15 protein-coding genes are annotated in these 17,111 nt (G+C 70.5%); 2 read left to right on the top strand and 13 right to left on the bottom strand.

Features of this window, described 5'->3' with window-relative positions; translation table 11 throughout:
- The 6 genes from E3T33_RS08250 to E3T33_RS08275 form a co-directional block, all read right to left on the bottom strand.
- A partial coding sequence (locus tag E3T33_RS08250; RefSeq protein WP_134575114.1) for a DUF3488 and transglutaminase-like domain-containing protein occupies positions 1-2,067 on the bottom strand: 2,067 nt, incomplete at its 3' end.
- Between the two features lie 106 nt (positions 2,068-2,173).
- Positions 2,174-3,547 (bottom strand): DUF58 domain-containing protein, encoded by a 1,374-nt coding sequence (locus E3T33_RS08255; protein WP_134575115.1) that lies wholly within the window; start codon positions 3,545-3,547, stop codon positions 2,174-2,176.
- 5 nt (positions 3,548-3,552) lie between these two features.
- Positions 3,553-4,473: a MoxR family ATPase gene (locus tag E3T33_RS08260; RefSeq protein WP_241982887.1), complete on the bottom strand. Its 921-nt coding sequence runs from the start codon at positions 4,471-4,473 to the stop codon at positions 3,553-3,555.
- A gap of 116 nt (positions 4,474-4,589) precedes the next feature.
- The gene (coaD, locus tag E3T33_RS08265; RefSeq protein ID WP_092323644.1) at positions 4,590-5,078 is read right to left on the bottom strand and encodes a pantetheine-phosphate adenylyltransferase; all 489 of its coding nucleotides are present in this window, start codon (positions 5,076-5,078) and stop codon (positions 4,590-4,592) included.
- A 65-nt stretch (positions 5,079-5,143) separates the two neighbouring features.
- Entirely contained in the window at positions 5,144-7,396 is a 2,253-nt protein-coding gene (locus E3T33_RS08270) for an ATP-dependent DNA helicase RecG (protein WP_092323645.1), read from the bottom strand.
- A gap of 25 nt (positions 7,397-7,421) precedes the next feature.
- The gene (locus tag E3T33_RS08275; protein WP_134575117.1) at positions 7,422-8,171 is read right to left on the bottom strand and encodes a tetratricopeptide repeat protein; all 750 of its coding nucleotides are present in this window, start codon (positions 8,169-8,171) and stop codon (positions 7,422-7,424) included.
- Positions 8,172-8,234: 63 nt separating this feature from the next.
- Between E3T33_RS08275 and rsmD the strand changes: the two genes are divergently transcribed.
- Positions 8,235-8,807, top strand: coding sequence for a 16S rRNA (guanine(966)-N(2))-methyltransferase RsmD (gene rsmD, locus E3T33_RS08280; RefSeq protein WP_092323647.1), 573 nt, complete (start codon positions 8,235-8,237; stop codon positions 8,805-8,807).
- Positions 8,808-8,902: 95 nt separating this feature from the next.
- Here rsmD and thiL read toward each other — a convergent pair whose 3' ends face one another.
- Positions 8,903-9,946 carry a thiamine-phosphate kinase gene (gene thiL / locus E3T33_RS08285; RefSeq protein ID WP_092323649.1) on the bottom strand — a complete coding sequence of 348 codons (1,044 nt, stop codon included), beginning with the start codon at positions 9,944-9,946 and terminating at the stop codon, positions 8,903-8,905.
- A 23-nt stretch (positions 9,947-9,969) separates the two neighbouring features.
- On the opposite strand from thiL, the gene E3T33_RS08290 reads away from it, so the two are divergent.
- Positions 9,970-10,464, top strand: a complete 495-nt coding sequence (locus tag E3T33_RS08290) for a DUF3515 family protein (RefSeq protein WP_092323650.1) — start codon at positions 9,970-9,972, stop codon at positions 10,462-10,464.
- Positions 10,465-10,560: 96 nt separating this feature from the next.
- Here E3T33_RS08290 and E3T33_RS08295 read toward each other — a convergent pair whose 3' ends face one another.
- From E3T33_RS08295 to leuC, 6 genes are all read right to left on the bottom strand, one after another.
- Entirely contained in the window at positions 10,561-11,649 is a 1,089-nt protein-coding gene (locus tag E3T33_RS08295; protein WP_134575118.1) for a D-alanine--D-alanine ligase family protein, read from the bottom strand.
- The gene (locus E3T33_RS08300) at positions 11,552-12,679 is read right to left on the bottom strand and encodes an NAD(P)H-dependent glycerol-3-phosphate dehydrogenase (RefSeq protein WP_134575119.1); all 1,128 of its coding nucleotides are present in this window, start codon (positions 12,677-12,679) and stop codon (positions 11,552-11,554) included. Before E3T33_RS08300 ends, E3T33_RS08295 begins: the two co-directional genes overlap by 98 nt.
- On the bottom strand, positions 12,669-13,433 hold the full coding sequence (locus E3T33_RS08305) for a lysophospholipid acyltransferase family protein (protein WP_134575148.1): 765 nt from the start codon (positions 13,431-13,433) through the stop codon (positions 12,669-12,671). The genes E3T33_RS08300 and E3T33_RS08305 overlap by 11 nt, the downstream gene beginning before the upstream one ends.
- Before the next feature lie 67 nt (positions 13,434-13,500).
- Positions 13,501-14,868 (bottom strand): UDP-N-acetylglucosamine 1-carboxyvinyltransferase, encoded by a 1,368-nt coding sequence (gene murA / locus E3T33_RS08310; protein WP_092323656.1) that lies wholly within the window; start codon positions 14,866-14,868, stop codon positions 13,501-13,503.
- A gap of 3 nt (positions 14,869-14,871) precedes the next feature.
- Positions 14,872-15,498 carry a 3-isopropylmalate dehydratase small subunit gene (gene leuD / locus E3T33_RS08315; RefSeq protein WP_092323658.1) on the bottom strand — a complete coding sequence of 209 codons (627 nt, stop codon included), beginning with the start codon at positions 15,496-15,498 and terminating at the stop codon, positions 14,872-14,874.
- 2 nt (positions 15,499-15,500) lie between these two features.
- Positions 15,501-16,994: a 3-isopropylmalate dehydratase large subunit gene (gene leuC, locus E3T33_RS08320; protein WP_134575120.1), complete on the bottom strand. Its 1,494-nt coding sequence runs from the start codon at positions 16,992-16,994 to the stop codon at positions 15,501-15,503.
- Positions 16,995-17,111: the final 117 nt, after the last annotated feature.

A 17,111-nucleotide genomic window follows, 5' to 3' on the forward strand; every position in this document is an offset into this window, starting at 1 on the left:
GGCCCCGGGCGAGCCGCTCCCCGAGGGGCCCGCCCCGGAGAGGCCGGGACGCAGCGCGAGGCGGCCGGCCAGCTCGCGCGGCGTCTCCGTGCCGCGAACCCGCACGGCGTGGTCGACCGCGGTATCGGCCAGCTCCGCCCAGGCGTCCGCGGGACCTCCGCTCCCGGACAGGATCCTCCGCCTGCGGCGCAGGCGCCGGGCCAGGCGCACCACGCCCGGGGTCAGCAGCAGCGCCAGCACGAGCGCGAGGAACAGGCCGCTGCGGAGTAGCGTGGCGGCCTCCTGCTGCCGGGCCTGGGCGGCGGGCACCGCGCCGCTGTCCGCGGTGATGCCCCCGTCGTCGGAACGGGGAGCGGTCGTCGGCGCGGCAGAGGCCGGCACGTCCTCGGGGGTCGTCGCATCCGCCGGTCGGGCATAGTCGGGCACGGTCCCGCGCCCGGGGGTCGGTTCGAAGGGAACCCAGCCGACACCGACGAAGTACAGCTCGGGCCACGCGTGCAGGTCGTGCGAGTCGACCTCGTAGCGGTTCGTGTCGTCCTCCGCGCTCGACGAGGGCGAACCGGGCAGGTAGCCGACCGCGATGCGGGCGGGGATGCCGAGGGAGCGGGCCATGACGGCCATCGCGGAGGAGAAGTGCACGCAATAGCCGCTCTTGACCTCGAGGAAGGTGCCGATGACATCCAGTCCCCCGCCGTCGTAGCCGTCTTCGACCGGGGCGTCGGTGTCGTAGTCGAAGGCGCTGCCGCGCAGATAGTCCTGCAGCGCCACCGCGGCGTCATAGTCCGAGGCGGCGCCCTCCGTCACGGACTTCGCGGTGGCGGCGATGATGGCGGGGCGCGGGAACGGCAGCTTGAGATTCGGCGCGACGCTCACCGGGTAGCGTCCGCGAGCAGCCCTCAGCTGCTCCGCGGTCGGCTGCAGTTCGAGCGCGGTGACGGTGTAGGTCTGCCCACGCGTGGTCGTGTTCGTGCTCTTGATGGTGTGAGTGAGGTTGTTCCAGAACCATCTGCCCTCAAGCCCCTCGACGCGGCTCGCCGGGTTGGGCGCGGGAAGCAGGTCCGTCTCCACCCCGTCGATGACGACGATCGTCGTCGTCTTCGTGGTCTTGACCTCGTCCGACAGGCCCGGCGGTCTCTCGATGCGGTCGACCGTGTTGCTCGTCGTCGCCGCATCGGACCGGGACGTCCAGGTCGTGCCGACGAACTGGTCGAGCGTCAGCAGCTTGAAATACGGCGGCGTTTTTGCCGTCGTGGTGTAGTGCAGCGCCGGCCCGGCATCCGGGCGTCGAAGGTCCTGGCCGAGGTCGATCATCGGGCTGACGCCGGCGCCGAACAGGGGTCCGCTGGAGCCCCCCGCGAACAGGTCGCCGTCCGAGATGGTCGGGGTTGCGGAACTGAGCAGGAGGGCGCTCACGATGCCCAAACCGCCCACCGTGACCGCCGCCCAGGACGGCCCGGGGGCACGGCGGCGCACCGGCGAGTACACGCGCGCCGCCTCGCGGCCGGACGGCGGGCCGTTCGCCTCGGCGACCCGACGCAGGCGCACGTCCACGCGGAGCACCAGAAGATAGGCGGCCGCCGTGGCGATCAGCGCCACGGGGCTGGCCCCCTCGTCGAGCAGGAGTCCGGGCACCGCGACCGGGACCAGCACGGGCAGGCCCGCCAGCGCCGGCCAGCGCAGCGTCAGCGCGAGGGCATCCATCAGGACGGCGATCAGCCCTGCTCCGGCGGCCAGGAGGAACAGGATGCCTTCGATCGGTTCGGCCGGGATGCTCTGCTGCTCGATGGAGGAGACGCCGGTGTCGACCAGGAGCCCGAACCGGTCGATTGTGTCCGGCGTCGGGATCAGCCAGAGCAGCCCGGTTCCCTGGCCGAACAGGAGGGTCAGGGTTGCCAGGAGCACGCCCAGCCCGACGACCGGCACCAGCGCCGACGCGACGCGGGTGCGCCGGAGTACGGCCGCGGAAACGAGCACGATCGTGCCCACGAGCGCCATCGGCCACCACCACGAGGAGCCGCGTAGCAGCGGGCCGAGCACGGCGCTGCCGGCGAGCAGCAGGAGCAGCATGGCCAGGCTGAGCAGCCATCGCCCTCTCCCCCGCCCCGCGCCCGGGCGACCGCGGTTCGTCGCAGCGCCGCTTGTCACAGCGCCGCTTGTCCGAGCGCCGAGGCGCTCAAGCCTGGTCACGGACGGCACCCCGTTCCTGCTGGGCCTGGTCCCAGGCCCCCGGGATGTCCCGGTGGCTGCGCAGCCCGATGCAGTGCCACCCGGCGTCGCGCAGGCGCTCGAGGGCGCCGCGGCTCATGGTGTCCAGGACGAAGGCCACCGCCGGGGCGCAGCGGCCCCGGATCGCGGCGAGCTCGGCGGAATCCTGGGCGTCGATGTCGACGAGCACGGCGAAGGTCGGCAGCTGGCCGCCCAACCCCCGAGAGGCGTCGCCGCGCGGTGAGCTCGCCCGTTGGGCCTCAGCGCCGCGTTCCGCGGCACGCTGGACCGGCGCGATGTTCGCCAGGCCTTCGAGCAGCAGGCGGTCGCCGCCGGGAGCACTGAAGAAGCCGGGCGCGTCTCCGTGCAGCCCTCCCCGCCCCGCGGCGGCCGCCGGGGCCAGCTGGCTGGGCCCCAGTTCGATCAGCTCGACCCGAAAGCCCGCGTCGAGCAGGTGCACGCCCACGCAGGCCGTGAGTTCCACGGCGATTTCGAAGGCCTGGTCCTGGCGGCTCGTGCGCGCCGCGGCCTGGCTCGCCGAGTACTCCGGCCGCCCGCTCAGTGTGGTGTCGAGGATGATGCGCGCGGCCGGGTTGCTGCGCTGTTCCTCCTGGCGCACCATGATCTCGCCGTGCCGGGCGGTGGCCGGCCAGTTCACGCGTCGCATCGGGTCTCCCGGCCGGTATTCGCGGGCGATGAGTTCATCGGAGCTGGGGCTGATGTGCCGGACCAGCTCATGGATCGAACCGTCCCCGCTCCGGATCGACCGGGCGTTGCCGGGCAGCGGGGTGACCCGGGGCGTGACGACGAGGTCGTGGGGCTCCCCGACGGGCCGCTCGCTGACCGCGAGGTCGAACGGGTCGGTGCGGCCGAGCATGAGCGGTCCGAGGTCGTAGACCCCCCGCCGCAGGGGCGTGAGGGTGTATTCGAGCCTCGCGGTGTCTCCCCCGGTGTCCGGGCCGCCCTCGTAGCGGTCGAGCGTCGGAAGCATGACGCTGCCCGGCACCGTGATCCCCGCCGACGCCGTGTCGCGCCAGCGGGATCCGGAGACCGGCCGGGAGGACAGGTTGCGCACGCGCAGCGCGACGACGGCGTCGCTTCCGGCCGGCACGATCACCGGTCGGATGGCGCGGCTGAGCTGCACCCTGGCCGGCCGGACGGTGACGTAGACCAGCGCGACGACGGGCACGGCCAGGAGCAGGCAGGCGACGAACAGGAGGTCGCGCCGGTCGATCACGAGAGCGTTGAGGAAGAGTGCGCCGCCGACGGCGAGGAACATCCCGCCGCGCCGGGTGAGACGCGGGAACCAGACCGGACGGACACGTCGTCGCTGCCGGGACATGACGGTTAGGGTCTGGCCTGCGAACCCACCGGCACCGGGGTCGCTGCGACGATCCGCGCGACGACCTCTTCGATGAGGGGGCCGCTGTCCTGGTGGTGGTGACCGAGCGCCCGGCTGGTGGGAACCAGTCGGTGGCCGAGCACGGCGACGGCGAGGGAGTCGATGTCGTCAGGCAGCACGTACTCCCGCCCGTGGAGGGCGGCCTGCGCCTTGGCCGCACGGATGAGCTGGAGGGTCGCCCGGGGGCTGGCACCGAGCCGGAGGTCGCGGTCTTCGCGCGTGGCGCGCACGAGGTTGACGGCGTACTCCTTGACCGCGCCGGAAGCGAAGACGCTTCGCGCGGTCGTCATCATCGCCCGGAGTTCCGCCCCGGACACGACGGCCCTGATCAGCGAGAGCGGGCTCGTGGTGTCCCGGGAATCGAGCATGGCCAGCTCGGAGTCGATGTCGGGGTAGCCCATGGAGATGCGGGCCATGAAGCGGTCGCGCTGCGCCTCCGGCAGGGCATACGTGCCCTCCATCTCGATCGGGTTCTGGGTGGCCACAACGGTGAACGGGCTCGCCAGCGGGTATGTGGTCCCGTCGACGGTGACCTGTCGCTCCTCCATGCACTCGAGCAGCGCGGACTGGGTCTTCGGGCTGGCCCGGTTGATCTCGTCGCCGATCACGATGTTCGCGAAAACGGCGCCCCGCTTGAATTCGAACCGGCGCTCGGCCTGGTTGAACACCGATACCCCGGTCACATCGGAGGGGAGCAGGTCCGGCGTGAACTGGATGCGGCTGACCGTGCAGTCGACCGACCTGGCCAGCGCCTTAGCGAGCATGGTCTTGCCGACTCCCGGCACGTCTTCGATGAGAAGGTGCCCCTCGGCCAGCAGCACGGTGAGTGCCGTCTGCACAGCGGAGTGTTTGCCGTCGATGACCATTTCGACGTTGCGGATGATCGCGCGGCCCTCGTTCGCCACGTCCGCGAACGTCACCGCTGCCCCACGCTCGACCGGCGCGACGGTGGAATCCGTCGGCAGTCCGGTCGGGAACGGGCTCATACCATCGACCTCTGGAGGTAGGAGGCCACGGCCGGCGGGACGTACGGGGAGATATCCCCGCCGAGCCCGGCCACCTGGCGGACCAGCGAGCTCGAGACGTGCGCGTGGGCGGGGTCGGGGAGCATGAAGATGGTCTCCACGGCGGCGAGGTTTCGGTTGACGATCGCCATCGGCGTTTCGTAGGCCACGTCGATCTGCGACCGGATGCCCTTGACCAGCACGCTGGCCCCGACCTCGACGCAGTAGTCGACGAGCAGGCCGACGCTCCAGGACGACACGATGACGTTGCCCTGCAGGCCGATGTCGCGGATCGACTGGTCGAGCAGTGAGACGCGCTGGGCGATCGGCAGCAGGGCCGATTTGGCCGGGTTGTGCACGACGAGCACGTGGAGCTCGTCGAAGAGCCCGGCGGCCCGCTCAATCACGTCGAGGTGACCGAGCGTGACGGGGTCGAATGATCCAGGGACGACGGCGATCCTGCGCATACAAATCACCCTAGCGCCACGGCGTGCCCGGCGCAGCCGATACCGGCAAGCTCAAAGCCGACCTCTCAGCCCTTGCTCAGAGAGGCCCGCTCGGAGTCGTCGAGCCTGCGCCGGACCGCCTCCTGCAGGGCCGGGACGCTCCGCAGTGCCGGGTCGCCGCCGATGAGGCGCTGCGCGCGGGCGCGGGCCTCGGCGATGATGTCGCCGTCGGTGGCGACGCGCAGCAGACGCAGCGACGACCGACCGCCGGACTGGATGCTGCCGAGCACGTCACCCTCCTGGCGAAGCTCCAGGTCGACCTGGGCCAGTTCGAACCCGTCGAGGGTGGCCGCGACGGCCTCGACGCGCTCGCGCGCCAGCGACCCGGCCTCCGCCGACGTGACCAGCAGGCAGAGCCCGGGAACCTCGCCCCGGCCCACGCGCCCGCGCAGCTGGTGCAGTTGCGATACGCCGAACCGGTCGGCATCCATCACCACCATGGCCGACGCGTTCGCGACGTCGACGCCGACCTCGATCACGGTCGTCGCGACGAGCACGTCGATCTCCCCGGCGGCGAACGCGCGCATGGTCTGGTCTTTCAGTTCGCTCGTCATGCGGCCGTGCAGCGGGGCAATCCGGGCCGACGCGAGGGCGGGTTTGCGCTTCAGCTCCTCGAGCAGGACCTCCACCGACGTCGGCGCGCCGGCATCCGCGGCCGCGGCACCGGGACCGATCGTCGCGCCCTCGATCGTTTCGCCCTGCTCGGGCTCCTTCGGCGCGATCGCGGGGCAGACGACGAACGCCTGGCGGCCGAGCGCGAGTTCCTCGGCGAGCCGGTCCCACACCCGCAGCGCCCAGTTCGGTTTGTCGGCCAGCGGCACGACAAAGCTCTCGATGCCGGCACGGCCGGCCGGGAGCATGGCGATCGTGCTGACATCCAGGTCGCCGAAGACGGTCATCGCGATCGTGCGCGGAATCGGGGTGGCGGTGAGCACGAGCACATGCGGCGGGATGGCGCCCTTGAGGCGCAGCGCCTCGCGCTGGTCCACCCCGAACCGGTGCTGCTCGTCGACGACGACGAGGCCGAGGTCGAAGAAGGAGACGGATTCGCCCAGCAGCGCGTGCGTGCCGATCACGATCCGGGCCTGGCCGGAGACCATCCGCAGCAGGGCGCGGCGGCGGTCGGCGACCGGCAGCTGCCCGGTCAGCAGCACGGGCATGAGCTCCGCGGCGAGGTCGGGCCCGAGGGTGGCCACGATCGAGCGGAGGTGCTGCCCGGCGAGCACCTCGGTCGGGGCGAGGAGCGCGGCCTGGCCGCCGCTGTCGGCGACGGCGAGCATGGCCCGGAGGGCGACGACGGTCTTGCCGGAGCCGACCTCGCCCTGCACGAGCCGGTTCATCGGGGAGCCCTGCGCGATGTCGCGGGCGATCTCGGAGCCGACGGTGTTCTGGTCGGCGGTGAGCCGGAACGGCAGCGCGGCGTCGAAGCGTTCGAGGAAGCCGCCGGGAACGGGGACCCGGGGCGTAGTGTGCCGCTCGCGCAGCACGGTGTGCTGCTGCACCAGGGCACACTGCAGCACGAACGCCTCGGTGAAGCGCAGGGTGTCCCTGGCCGCGTCCCAGTCCGTGTCCGACTCCGGGCGGTGGATCTTCTCGAGCGCGGAGCCGTGCGCCAGGAGCCCGCGCTCCGTGCGCAGGTCGTCGGGAATCGGGTCGGGCACCGCGCCCAGGCTGTCCAGGAGGATCTCGATCGACTTCTGCACCTGCCAGCTCGCGACCGTGCCGGTGGCGGGGTAGATCGGGATCGGTGCTTCCGCCCAGCGCCTGGCGGCGGTCGCATCCAGGGGCGCGGCATCCGATTCGGCGTCGAAGAGCTGGTAGTCGGGGTGCGCCAGCTGCAGGTTGCCCCGGTAGTCGGAGACCTTGCCGGCGAAGATGCCGCGCACGCCGGGCGACAGTTCCCGGGAGCGCCAGGCCTGGTTGAAGAAGGTGAGGGTGAGGATGCCCTTGCCGTCGGAGATCTTGACCTCGAGGATCGATCCGCGGCGCGCCTTCATGCTGCGTTCACGCACCTCGAGGACCTCGGCGACGATCGTGACGTTCTCGTCGACGGGAAGCTGGCTGAGCGCGGTGAGTTCGCCGCGGCGGGCGTAGCGACGCGGGTAGTGGCTGAGCAGGTCGCCGACGGTGGCGACGCCGAACGCCTTCGCCAGCGCGGTGGCGGTGCGCCCGCCGAGCACGTTCTGCAGTTTGCTGTCCAGGGTGACGGCATCGGTGCGCGCATCGGCATCGCGCGCATCGGCACCGTCGATGCCTGCGTCTGCGCCCGATCCGGTCATACTTCGATCGTAGGCGGGGGGCCCGTCATCTCTGGTGATCGTCAACCTCGGCCAGCTGGGCGAGTTCGGCCTGGACGAACTTTTCGTCCGGACGCTCGGCGGCGAGCTCCTGCTGGATGGCGAGCGCCTCGTCGCGTCGGCCGAGGGTGCGGAGGCACCGGGCCACGCCCCACCGCCCGATGAAACGCTGCTCCGGTGTGCCGACATCGGTCGCGACGGTGAGCGCCAGTTCGAACTCCCCGAGGGCCTCCTCCGGCCGGCCGGAGTCGTGCAGGTACCAGGCGAGGTTGTTGTGCAGGGCGACGCCCCAGCGGCGGGTGCGGTCATCCGTCGCCTTGTCCAGCACGAGCAGCCCCTCGATCGTCCACTCTTCCTCGTGCCCGGAGTCGGACACGGCAAGCATGTGCAGGGCGTCGAGGGCGATGAATTGCGCGCCGGCGGATGCAGCCTCCCGCGCGGCGAGGGTGAACAGCGGCACGGCCTGCTCCTGCTCCCCGGCCGACCGGTACAGCCGGCCGCGCTCCAGTGCGGCGCGGGCCCGCACGCGGCCGGAGGGCGACTGTATGTCTATGTCGTCGAGCACGGCGTGGCCCTCGTCGAAGCTCCCCTGCAGCCCCAGGGCGCGCGCCAGCTGGGTCTGCAGCTCCGCCCTCGCGTCGTCGTCGTGCGCGGCGTCCGCTTCGGCGCGGCGGAAGCGCTCGGCCGACGCTGCGGGGTCGTGGAAGTCCCAGAGCGCATCGAGCAGGGTCTGGCTGATCGGCGAGGAGACGGTCATCCATCCATCCTGACATCACCTCGACCCCCTCACCAGCACCCCGAACGATAGGCTCGAGAGGAGATGACGCGAATTGTCGCCGGGTTTGCCGGCTCTCTGACCCTGGCCGTTCCGAAGGCCGGCACCCGGCCCACCAGCGACCGGGTGCGCGAGGCGATCTTCTCGGCGCTCGACGCCCGCGACGCGGTGCGCGGTGCCCGCGTTCTGGACCTGTATGCCGGATCCGGGGCCCTCGGACTCGAGGCTGCCAGTCGCGGCGGGCGAATCGTGACGCTGGTCGAGAATAGCTTCAGCGCGGCTCAACTGTGCAAGAAGAACACCGAGGCGGTGCTGCGGGCAGCGCCCAAACGCGATGCCCCACGGATTCGCGTGGTCGGGCAGGCGGTTCAGTCGTTCCTGGCCGGTACCCCCGACGGTTTCGACCTCGTCTTCCTCGACCCGCCGTACGACCTCACGGACGCCGAGCTCGCCGGCAACCTCGCCGCTCTGGCCCCGCTGCTCGATCCGGATGCGCTGGTCATCGTGGAGCGGAGCTCCCGGTCGCCCGAACCCGACTGGGGCCCCGGCCTGAGGCTCGAGCGCCGCAAGGACTACGGCGACACCACCGTCTGGACGGCCTCCCCCGTCGCCCCCTGACCTCCCCCCGCGAAACCGCAGTTGTGCGCGTTATGCGTGCCGTTTAGCGCGCACAACTGCGGTTTCGCGGGAGGGTGAAGGGGCAGGGGAAGGAGCTAGCCGGCGGCGCCGTCCCAGCCTCGGTAGGGGTCCCAGCCGTTCTGGGTGTGCGGAACACCGTCGACGAGGATGGCGCCGGCAACACTCCCTGCGCCGGCCCCTGCGCCTGTGGCGGGCGCAGCGGTGACGACGCCGAGGGCGCGGAAGCCGTCGGGGAGCATCACGTCCGGCGGGAAGGTGGCGAGCAGGCCGTGGTCTTCGCCGCCGCCCAGAGCGAGTTCGATCCGGTCGCCCAGGGCCGCGGAATCGAAGTCGATGGCCACGCCGCTGGCTCTGGCCAGGCGTCCGCCGTCGAGGGCGAGGCCGTCGGACACGTCGAGCATGGCCGTCGCCCCGGCGCGGGCCGCGGCCGGACCGGCCTCGAGCGGCGGCACGGGCGTGAACTGGGCGGCGAGCACGTCGGGGTGCGTTTCCCGGAGTGCGGCGGCGAGCTCCGCGTTCGGGTTGCCCTGCGCGTCGACGGCACGCTGGAAGAGCAGTTCGAGGCCCGCGCCCGCCTGTCCGAGGCCGCCCGCGAGCGCGACCACGTCGCCGGGGCGCGCGCCGGACCGCAGCACGGGCGCGCGACCCTCCAGATCGCCGAACGCCGTCACAGCGATCGTCAGCACGTCGGAGGCCGACAGGTCGCCGCCGACCACGCCGCAGCCGGGCGCCAGCGCCTCGCAGCAGTCCCGCAGGCCGTCCGCGATGCCCTCGAGCACCGTGATCGGGGTGTGCGGCGGCGCGGCGATGGCGACGACGAGGGCGGTGGGCCTGGCGCCCATGGCGGCGACATCCGACAGGTTCGTCGCCGCGGCCTTCCAGCCCAGATCGTGCGGCGTCGACCAGGCCAGTCGGAAGTCGGGCCCGTGGATCATCATGTCCGTCGTCACCACGTAGCGCCCGTCGGGGGCTGCAATCACGGCGGCGTCGTCGCCCGGGCCGAGCAGGGCGGCGGCGGCGGCCGGTAGCCGGGGGAAGATGCGGGCGAGCACCTCTCCCTCGCTCAGCCCGGCGAGCGTCTCGGTCGTGGTCGCCTTCGAGCCCGCAGCATTCGTCATGCTCAAACGGTAGCCTGAATGCGATGACTTCCAGATTCCCGGCGCTGCGCATCGCGGCCGTCGGCGCCCTCCTTGCGGCCACCGTTGCGCTCACCGGCTGCGTCGCGATCGTTCCGCTCGAACCCGCCGCGGATGCCGTGAACCCGAGCTGCGCGGACCTGATCGTGCGCCTGCCGTCGACGGTGGCCGACCAGCCGGATCGCGAGACGAACGCGCAGGCCACCGGGGCGTGGGGCGACCCGGCCGCCATCCTGTTGCACTGCGGCGTGGAGGTGCCCGGCCCGACGACCCTGCCCTGCGTCAACATCAACGGCATCGACTGGATCGAGGACGACTCGGAGGCACCGCTCTACCGCTACACGACCTTCGGTCGCGACCCGGCGACCGAGCTCGTCGTCGACTCGGAAAAGGTGAGCGGCTCGACGGTCCTGGTGGACCTGTCCCGCGCCGTATCCACCATCCCCGCGACCGGCGCGTGCGTCGGCGCCGAAGACGTGAACCTCCCGCCCGCGCCCTGACCCCCCGCGAAACCGCAGTTGTGCGCGCTAAACGGCGCTGATAACACGCACAACTGCGGTTTCGCGGGATGTCAGCGCCAGGATGTCAGCGGGGGGTCAGCGGCGGGAGAGAGCGACCTCGATGAGCTCGTCGATGAGCTGAGGGTAGGTGTAACCGCTGGCCAGCCAGCAGCTCGGGAACATCGAGATCGGGGTGAAGCCCGGCATCGTGTTGATCTCGTTGATCACCCAGCCCGCCGCGGTGAGGAAGAAGTCCACCCGGGCGAGGCCGGCCGCGTCGATGGCGTCGAAGGCCCTGATCGCAAGCCCGCGCATGACGGCCAGCTCGTCCTCGGTGAGCGCCGCCGGGCAGACGAGGTCGATCCCGGGCGCGCCCCGGTACTTGGCGTCGAAGTCGTAGAAGTCGCGTCCGCTGACGATTACCTCGCCGGCGACGGATGCCCGAGTCGGCTCCCCCGGACGGCCCTGCAGCACCGCGATCTCGAGTTCGCGGCCCACCAGACCGGCCTCGATCAGCACCTTGCTGTCCTCGGCCAGGGCCACCGCCATCGCGTCGGCGAGCTGCTCCGACGTCGTGACCTTGCTCACGCCGACGCTGGAGCCGGCCCGGGCCGGCTTGACGAAGGCAGGGAAGCCGACCCCGGCGAGGGCGGCGTACGCCATGCCGGGGGCCTCGGCCCAGTCCTCCGCCGTGATCGTGCGCCACGGGGCGACGGGGAGCGCCGCATGCTGCAGCACCGTCTTGGTGAAGTGCTTGTCCATGCCGAGCGCGGAGGCGAGCACGCCGGAGCCGACGTAGGGCAGGCCGACCAGTTCGAGCATCCCCTGCACCGTGCCGTCCTCGCCGAACGGGCCGTGCAGGATCGGGAAGACCAGGTCGACCGTGCCGAGGGACCTGGTGCCGGTCGCGTCGGTGACGGTCAGTTCGCGGCTCTTGGTGCTGTCCGGCCAGCGCACCCGGGTGCCGTTGTCGACGACCGTGGGCAGCGCATCGGCATTCAGGCGGAACCGGTCCGGGTCGTTGACTTCGAGCACGAAGGCACCGTCGGGGGTGATCCCGATCGGGATGACCGTGTAGCGGTCCGGGTCAATTGCCGCCAGGACCCCGCCCGCTGTGGCGCAACTGATCGAATGTTCGCTTGAACGCCCCCCAAAGAGCAGCGCCACCGTGAGCTTGTCCGTCATCCGTCGTCCTTTCGCCCTGCGGTTCGTCTGAGTCTGTGGTCAGGTGGGGCGCAAGATCCCGAGGCTTCAGCGTACCGGCCAGCACCTGGCGCACCTGCTCCACGATGGGCATCTCGACGCCCCTGGCCCTGGCCAGTTCGAGGATCGGACCCACCGAGGCGAGGCCTTCCGTGGTCTGCTGCATCTGCTTGACGACGTCGTTGTAGCTGTAGCCCTGGCCCAGGAGCCGCCCGGCCGTGTTGTTGCGGGAGAGGGGCGACTGGCAGGTGGCGATGAGGTCGCCGAGGCCCGCCAGGCCGGCCAGGGTTTCCGGATGCGCGCCGTAGGCGACCGAGAAATCGGTCATCTCGACGAGACCGCGGGTGATGATCGCGGCCTTCGTGTTCTCGCCGTAGCCGACCCCGTCGACGATGCCGATGGCCAGGGCGATCAGGTTCTTCAGCACACCGCCGAACTCGGTGCCGATGACATCCGTGTTCACGTAGGAGCGGAAGTAGCGGGTGGTGGCGAGCACGGCCACGGCCTGGGCCGTTTCGAGGCTGGCCGAGGAGACCACCGCGGCGGTCGGCTGCTCCTTGGCGATCTCGAGGGCCAGGTTCGGGCCGGAAATCGCGGCGATGCGGGCGGGGTCGATCTCGAGGACCTGCTCGATCACGGTGCTCATCCGCATCCCGGAGGATCGTTCGACGCCCTTCATCAGCGAGACGACGATGGCGTCTTCGGAGATGTAGGGCTGGGCCTGGATCAGGTTTTCGCGCAGCGACTGGCTCGGCACGGAGACGAAGACCTGCTCGGCGCCGAGGAGGGCCAGGTCGAGCCTTGAAGTGGCGCGGAGGCCGACGGGCAGGTTGATTCCCGGCAGGTAGTCGCTGTTGCGGCGCCCCTCCGAGATCTCCCGGGCCAGCTCGGGCCGCCGGGCCCACAGCATGACGTCGGCGCCGCCGTCGGCGAGGATCTTCGCGAACGTGGTGCCCCAACTTCCGGCACCGAGAACGGCAACACGTTTGCCTGGCTGAACCTTAGGCTTCAAAACGGCCGGTCTCTTTCTGGTCGTGCTCGGACGGGTTCCAGCGCGTGTTCGGCGCCTTCTCCCCGCGGAGGTCTTCGAGCAAACGGGTGATGGCGTCCATGACGACGGCGGTTGCCTCGTTCAGCGTGGCCGAGTCGAGGGGGCGGCCGCGGAAACGGTCGAGGTCGACCGGGTCGCCGATCTTGACGGACACCGTCTTGCGGGGGAAGAGACTGATCTTTTTGGAGTAGCGCCCCATGATCTCCTGCGCGCCCCAGTGGGCGGCCGGAATGATCGGGATGTCATGCTCGAGGGCGATGCGCACGGCCCCGGTCTTGCCGCGCATGGGCCAGAGGTCGGGGTCCCGGGTGAGCGATCCCTCCGGGTAGACGACGACCATCTGGCCGTTGGCGACCAGTCGCTGTGCGGCCTTCACTGGCTCGCTCCCCCTGATCGACCCACCGCGCTCGACCGGGATCTGACCCGACTTCCGCAGGATCCAGCCGGCCACGGGGATCGTGAACACGGATGCCTTGGCCAGGAAGCGGGGCAGCCGGCCCAGCTTCCAGGACACGACGCCCATGACGACCGGGTCGATCTCGGTGTAGTGGTTCGGCGCGAGCACGAACGCTCCGGCGCGTGGAAACTTCTGTGCGTCGACGATCCGGTAGCGGGCCGCCAGGTTCATGATCGGCAGGATCAGGGCGGCCAGGAGCCAGAAGAACGACGGTCGACTCTTCTCCGAACGGGTTCGGGAATTCTGGTCAGGCGTCATCGGCTGCGGCACGTCCCTATTATCCCTGTCTCCCCCGGCGTCGACGTGCGAATCGCTCGACGTCGAATCACTCGAGATCGAAGTCCGCTCCGAGCAATTGGAGCTTGGTGATGAAGTTCTCGTAGCCGCGGCTGATGATTCCGACGTTGCTCACGGTGGAGGTGCCGTCGGCGCTGAGCGCGGCGATCAGGTGGCTGAAGCCGCCGCGGAGGTCGGGCACCTCGATGTCGGCGCCGTGCAGCTTCGTCGGGCCGGTGATGACGGCCGAGTGGTTGAAATTGCGCTGGCCGAAACGGCACGGATGCCCGCCCAGGCACTCCTTGTGGATCTGGATCGTGGCGCCCATCTCGATCAGCGCGTCGACGAAGCCGAACCGCTGCTCGTAGACGGTCTCGTGCACGATCGAGGTTCCCCTGGCCTTGGTCAGGGCGATCACGAGCGGCTGCTGCCAGTCGGTCATGAAGCCGGGGTGCACATCCGTTTCGATCACCACGGGCTTGAGGTCGCCGCCCGGGTGGTAGAAGCGGATGCCGTCGTCGTGGATGTCGAAGGCGCCGCCGACCTTGCGGAAGACGTTGAGGAAGGTGAGCATTTCGGGCTGGCGGGCGCCGCCGACGAAGATGTCGCCGTCGGTGGCGAGGGCCGCGGCGGCCCAGCTGGCCGCCTCGTTCCGGTCGAACAGGGCACGGTGGTTGAACCCCTCGAGGCGTTTGACGCCCTCGATCCGGATGACCCGGTCGGTGTCGACCGTGATGATCGCGCCCATCTTCTGCAGGATGTTGATGAGATCCATGATCTCCGGCTCGATGGCCGCACCCTTGAGTTCGGTGATGCCCTCCGCGCGAACGGCGGTCAGGAGCACCTGCTCGGTCGCTCCGACGCTCGGGTAGGGCAGCTCGACCTTGGCGCCCTTCAGGCCGTTGGGAGCGGACATCCGGATGCCGCTCTCCTGCTTCTCGACGACGGCGCCGAACTTGCGCAGCACGTCGAGGTGGAAGTCGATCGGCCGGTCGCCGATCCGGCAGCCGCCGAGGTCGGGAATGAATGCTTCGCCGAGGCGGTGCAGCAGCGGGCCACAGAACAGGATGGGGATGCGCGACGACCCGGCATGCGCGTCGATGGCGGCGAAGTGCGCGCTCTCGACGTCGACGGGGTCGAGGAGCAGTTCGCCCTCTTCTTCGCCCTCTGAGACCTTGACGCCGTGCACCTCGAGCAGGCCGCGAACGATGCGCACATCGCTGATGTTCGGCACGTTCTTGAGCACGCTGGGGCTTTCGCCCAGGAGCGCGGCCACCATGGCCTTGGTGACCAGGTTCTTCGCGCCCTTCAGTTCGATCCGGCCCACGAGCGGGATGCCGCCACGGATGGTGATGCGGTCGCCCTTGAGGCCGACGGCTGCGCCGTGGTTCTGCGCGTCCTGGATGAGTGTGCTCACGTATTACCTGCCTTGCGGGGAGAGTTCGGGGGAAGAAAGTGCGGGGAGGGTGCGGGGAAGCCAGGCCTCCCGCGTCGATTCGAATTCCGTGATCCGCGCCTCGTCGCGCAGAGTCAATCCGATGTCGTCAAGGCCTTCGAGCAGCCGCCATCTAGTGTAATCATCGATCTCGAACGAGACTGTGAGGTCGCCGACCCGCACCGTGCGGTCGACCAGGTCGACGGTCAGTTCAAGCCCCGGGTCGGACTCCAGCACGGCCCAGAGCGTCTCGGCGTCCGCCTCGGAGATCTCCCCGGCGAGCAGGCCCTGCTTGCCGGAGTTGCCACGGAAGATGTCGCCGAAGCGGGGGCTCAGCACGACGTCGAAACCGTAGTCGCGGAGCGCCCAGACGGCGTGTTCGCGGGAGGAACCGGTGCCGAAGTCGGCCCCGGCGACGAGCACGCGGGCTCCGCGGTAGGCCGGTTTGTTGAGCACGAAGTCGGGGTCCTGGCGCCAGGCCGCGAACAGCGCGTCCTCGAACCCGGTCTTCGTCACCCGCTTCAGGTAGACGGCGGGGATGATCTGGTCGGTGTCGACGTTGGAGCGGCGCAGGGGAACGGCGATCCCGGTGACGGTGGTGAACTTCTGCATGGTTACTTCTCTCCGTTCGCGGTCGTGTTCGCGGCCGTGTTCGAGGTCGCGCCTGCGGCCAGGTCAGCGGCCAGGTCCCACGGGCTCGACAGGGTGCCGCGGATGGCGGTGGCGGCGGCAACGAGCGGGGAGACCAGGTGGGTGCGTCCGCCCTTGCCCTGCCGGCCCTCGAAGTTGCGGTTGCTGGTCGACGCGCAGCGCTCCCCCGGGGCGAGCTGGTCGGGGTTCATGCCGAGGCACATCGAGCAGCCGGCGAAACGCCACTCCGCGCCGAAGTCGGTGAAGATCTTGTCGAGGCCCTCGGCCTCGGCCTCGATTCGCACGCGAGCGGAGCCCGGCACCACGAGCATCCGGACGCCGTCGGCGACAGAGTGACCCTTGATGATCTCGGCGGCGGCACGCAGGTCCTCGACCCGGCTGTTCGTGCAGGATCCCAGGAAGACGGTGTCGACCCGGATCTGCTTCATCGGCGTGCCCGCGGCGAGATCCATGTATTCGAGTGCGCGCTCGGCCGCCGCGCGCTCGTTGGCGTCGCTGATGGCGGAGGGGTCGGGCACGGTGTCGCTGAGCGAAACGCCCTGGCCGGGGTTGGTGCCCCAGGTGACGAACGGCTCGAGCGCGTCGGCGTCGAGCACGACCTCGGCGTCGAACACGGCGCCGTCGTCGGTCGCGAGGGTTTCCCAGTACGCCACGGCGTCGACCCAGTCCTGGCCGCGGGGCGCGTGGGCGCGGCCCTCGAGGTAGTCGTAGGTGGTCGCATCCGGCGCGATCATGCCCGCGCGGGCGCCGGCCTCGATCGACATGTTGCAGATCGTCATCCGGCCCTCCATGGAGAGGGAGCGGATGGCGCTCCCGCGGAACTCGAGCACGTAGCCCTGTCCGCCGCCGGTGCCGATCTTCGCGATCACCGCGAGGATGATGTCCTTCGCGCTGACGCCGGGGCGCAGGGCGCCGTCCACGGTGATGGCCATGGTCTTGAACGGCTTCAGCGGAAGCGTCTGGGTGGCCATGACGTGCTCCACCTCGCTCGTGCCGATGCCGAACGCCATGGCCCCAAACGCCCCGTGGGTGGAGGTGTGGGAGTCGCCGCAGACGACGGTGATGCCCGGCTGGGTCAGCCCGAGCTGCGGGCCGACGACGTGAACGATGCCCTGCTCGATGTCGCCGAGCGAGTGCAGCCGCACGCCGAATTCGGCGCAGTTTCGCCGCAGCGTTTCGATCTGCGTGCGGCTGGTGACGTCGGCGATGGGCCGGTCGATGTGCAGCGTCGGGGTGTTGTGGTCCTCGGTCGCGATCGTGAGGTCGGGGCGCCGCAGGGGCCGCCCGGCCACGCGCAGTCCGTCGAAGGCCTGCGGGCTGGTGACCTCGTGCACGAGGTGCAGGTCGATGTAGATGAGGTCGGGCGTGCCGTCTTCACCCCGGGCGACGAGGTGTTTGTCCCAGACCTTCTCGGCCAGGGTGCGTGGGCGTTCGCCCGTGATTGCTGCGTTGCTCATGAGTGTGCGTCTTCCTGGGAATGGGGAACAGCCGACAACGGACTCCGCGACGGGCGTGGCCTCAGAACTGGGACCCGTCGCGGCAAGGAAGAAGAAGCAGACCGGTAAGCATCCATT

It is taken from the genome of Cryobacterium sp. TMT1-2-1, from assembly GCF_004403955.1.
GTDB classification, from domain to species: Bacteria; Actinomycetota; Actinomycetes; order Actinomycetales; family Microbacteriaceae; genus Cryobacterium; species Cryobacterium psychrotolerans.

Bases quoted from the DNA above. Each gene is read 5' to 3' on its own strand.
- E3T33_RS08255 (WP_134575115.1), bottom strand. From the start codon at position 3,547: ATGTCCCGGCAGCGACGACGTGTCCGTCCGGTCTGGTTCCCGCGTCTC.
- E3T33_RS08260 (WP_241982887.1), bottom strand. From the start codon at position 4,473: ATGGTCATCGACGGCAAACACTCCGCTGTGCAGACGGCACTCACCGTG.
- coaD (WP_092323644.1), bottom strand. From the start codon at position 5,078: ATGCGCAGGATCGCCGTCGTCCCTGGATCATTCGACCCCGTCACGCTC.
- E3T33_RS08270 (WP_092323645.1), bottom strand. From the start codon at position 7,396: ATGACCGGATCGGGCGCAGACGCAGGCATCGACGGTGCCGATGCGCGC.
- E3T33_RS08275 (WP_134575117.1), bottom strand. From the start codon at position 8,171: ATGACCGTCTCCTCGCCGATCAGCCAGACCCTGCTCGATGCGCTCTGG.
- rsmD (WP_092323647.1), top strand. From the start codon at position 8,235: ATGACGCGAATTGTCGCCGGGTTTGCCGGCTCTCTGACCCTGGCCGTT.
- thiL (WP_092323649.1), bottom strand. From the start codon at position 9,946: ATGACGAATGCTGCGGGCTCGAAGGCGACCACGACCGAGACGCTCGCC.
- E3T33_RS08290 (WP_092323650.1), top strand. From the start codon at position 9,970: ATGACTTCCAGATTCCCGGCGCTGCGCATCGCGGCCGTCGGCGCCCTC.
- E3T33_RS08295 (WP_134575118.1), bottom strand. From the start codon at position 11,649: ATGACGGACAAGCTCACGGTGGCGCTGCTCTTTGGGGGGCGTTCAAGC.
- E3T33_RS08305 (WP_134575148.1), bottom strand. From the start codon at position 13,433: ATGACGCCTGACCAGAATTCCCGAACCCGTTCGGAGAAGAGTCGACCG.
- leuD (WP_092323658.1), bottom strand. From the start codon at position 15,498: ATGCAGAAGTTCACCACCGTCACCGGGATCGCCGTTCCCCTGCGCCGC.
- leuC (WP_134575120.1), bottom strand. From the start codon at position 16,994: ATGAGCAACGCAGCAATCACGGGCGAACGCCCACGCACCCTGGCCGAG.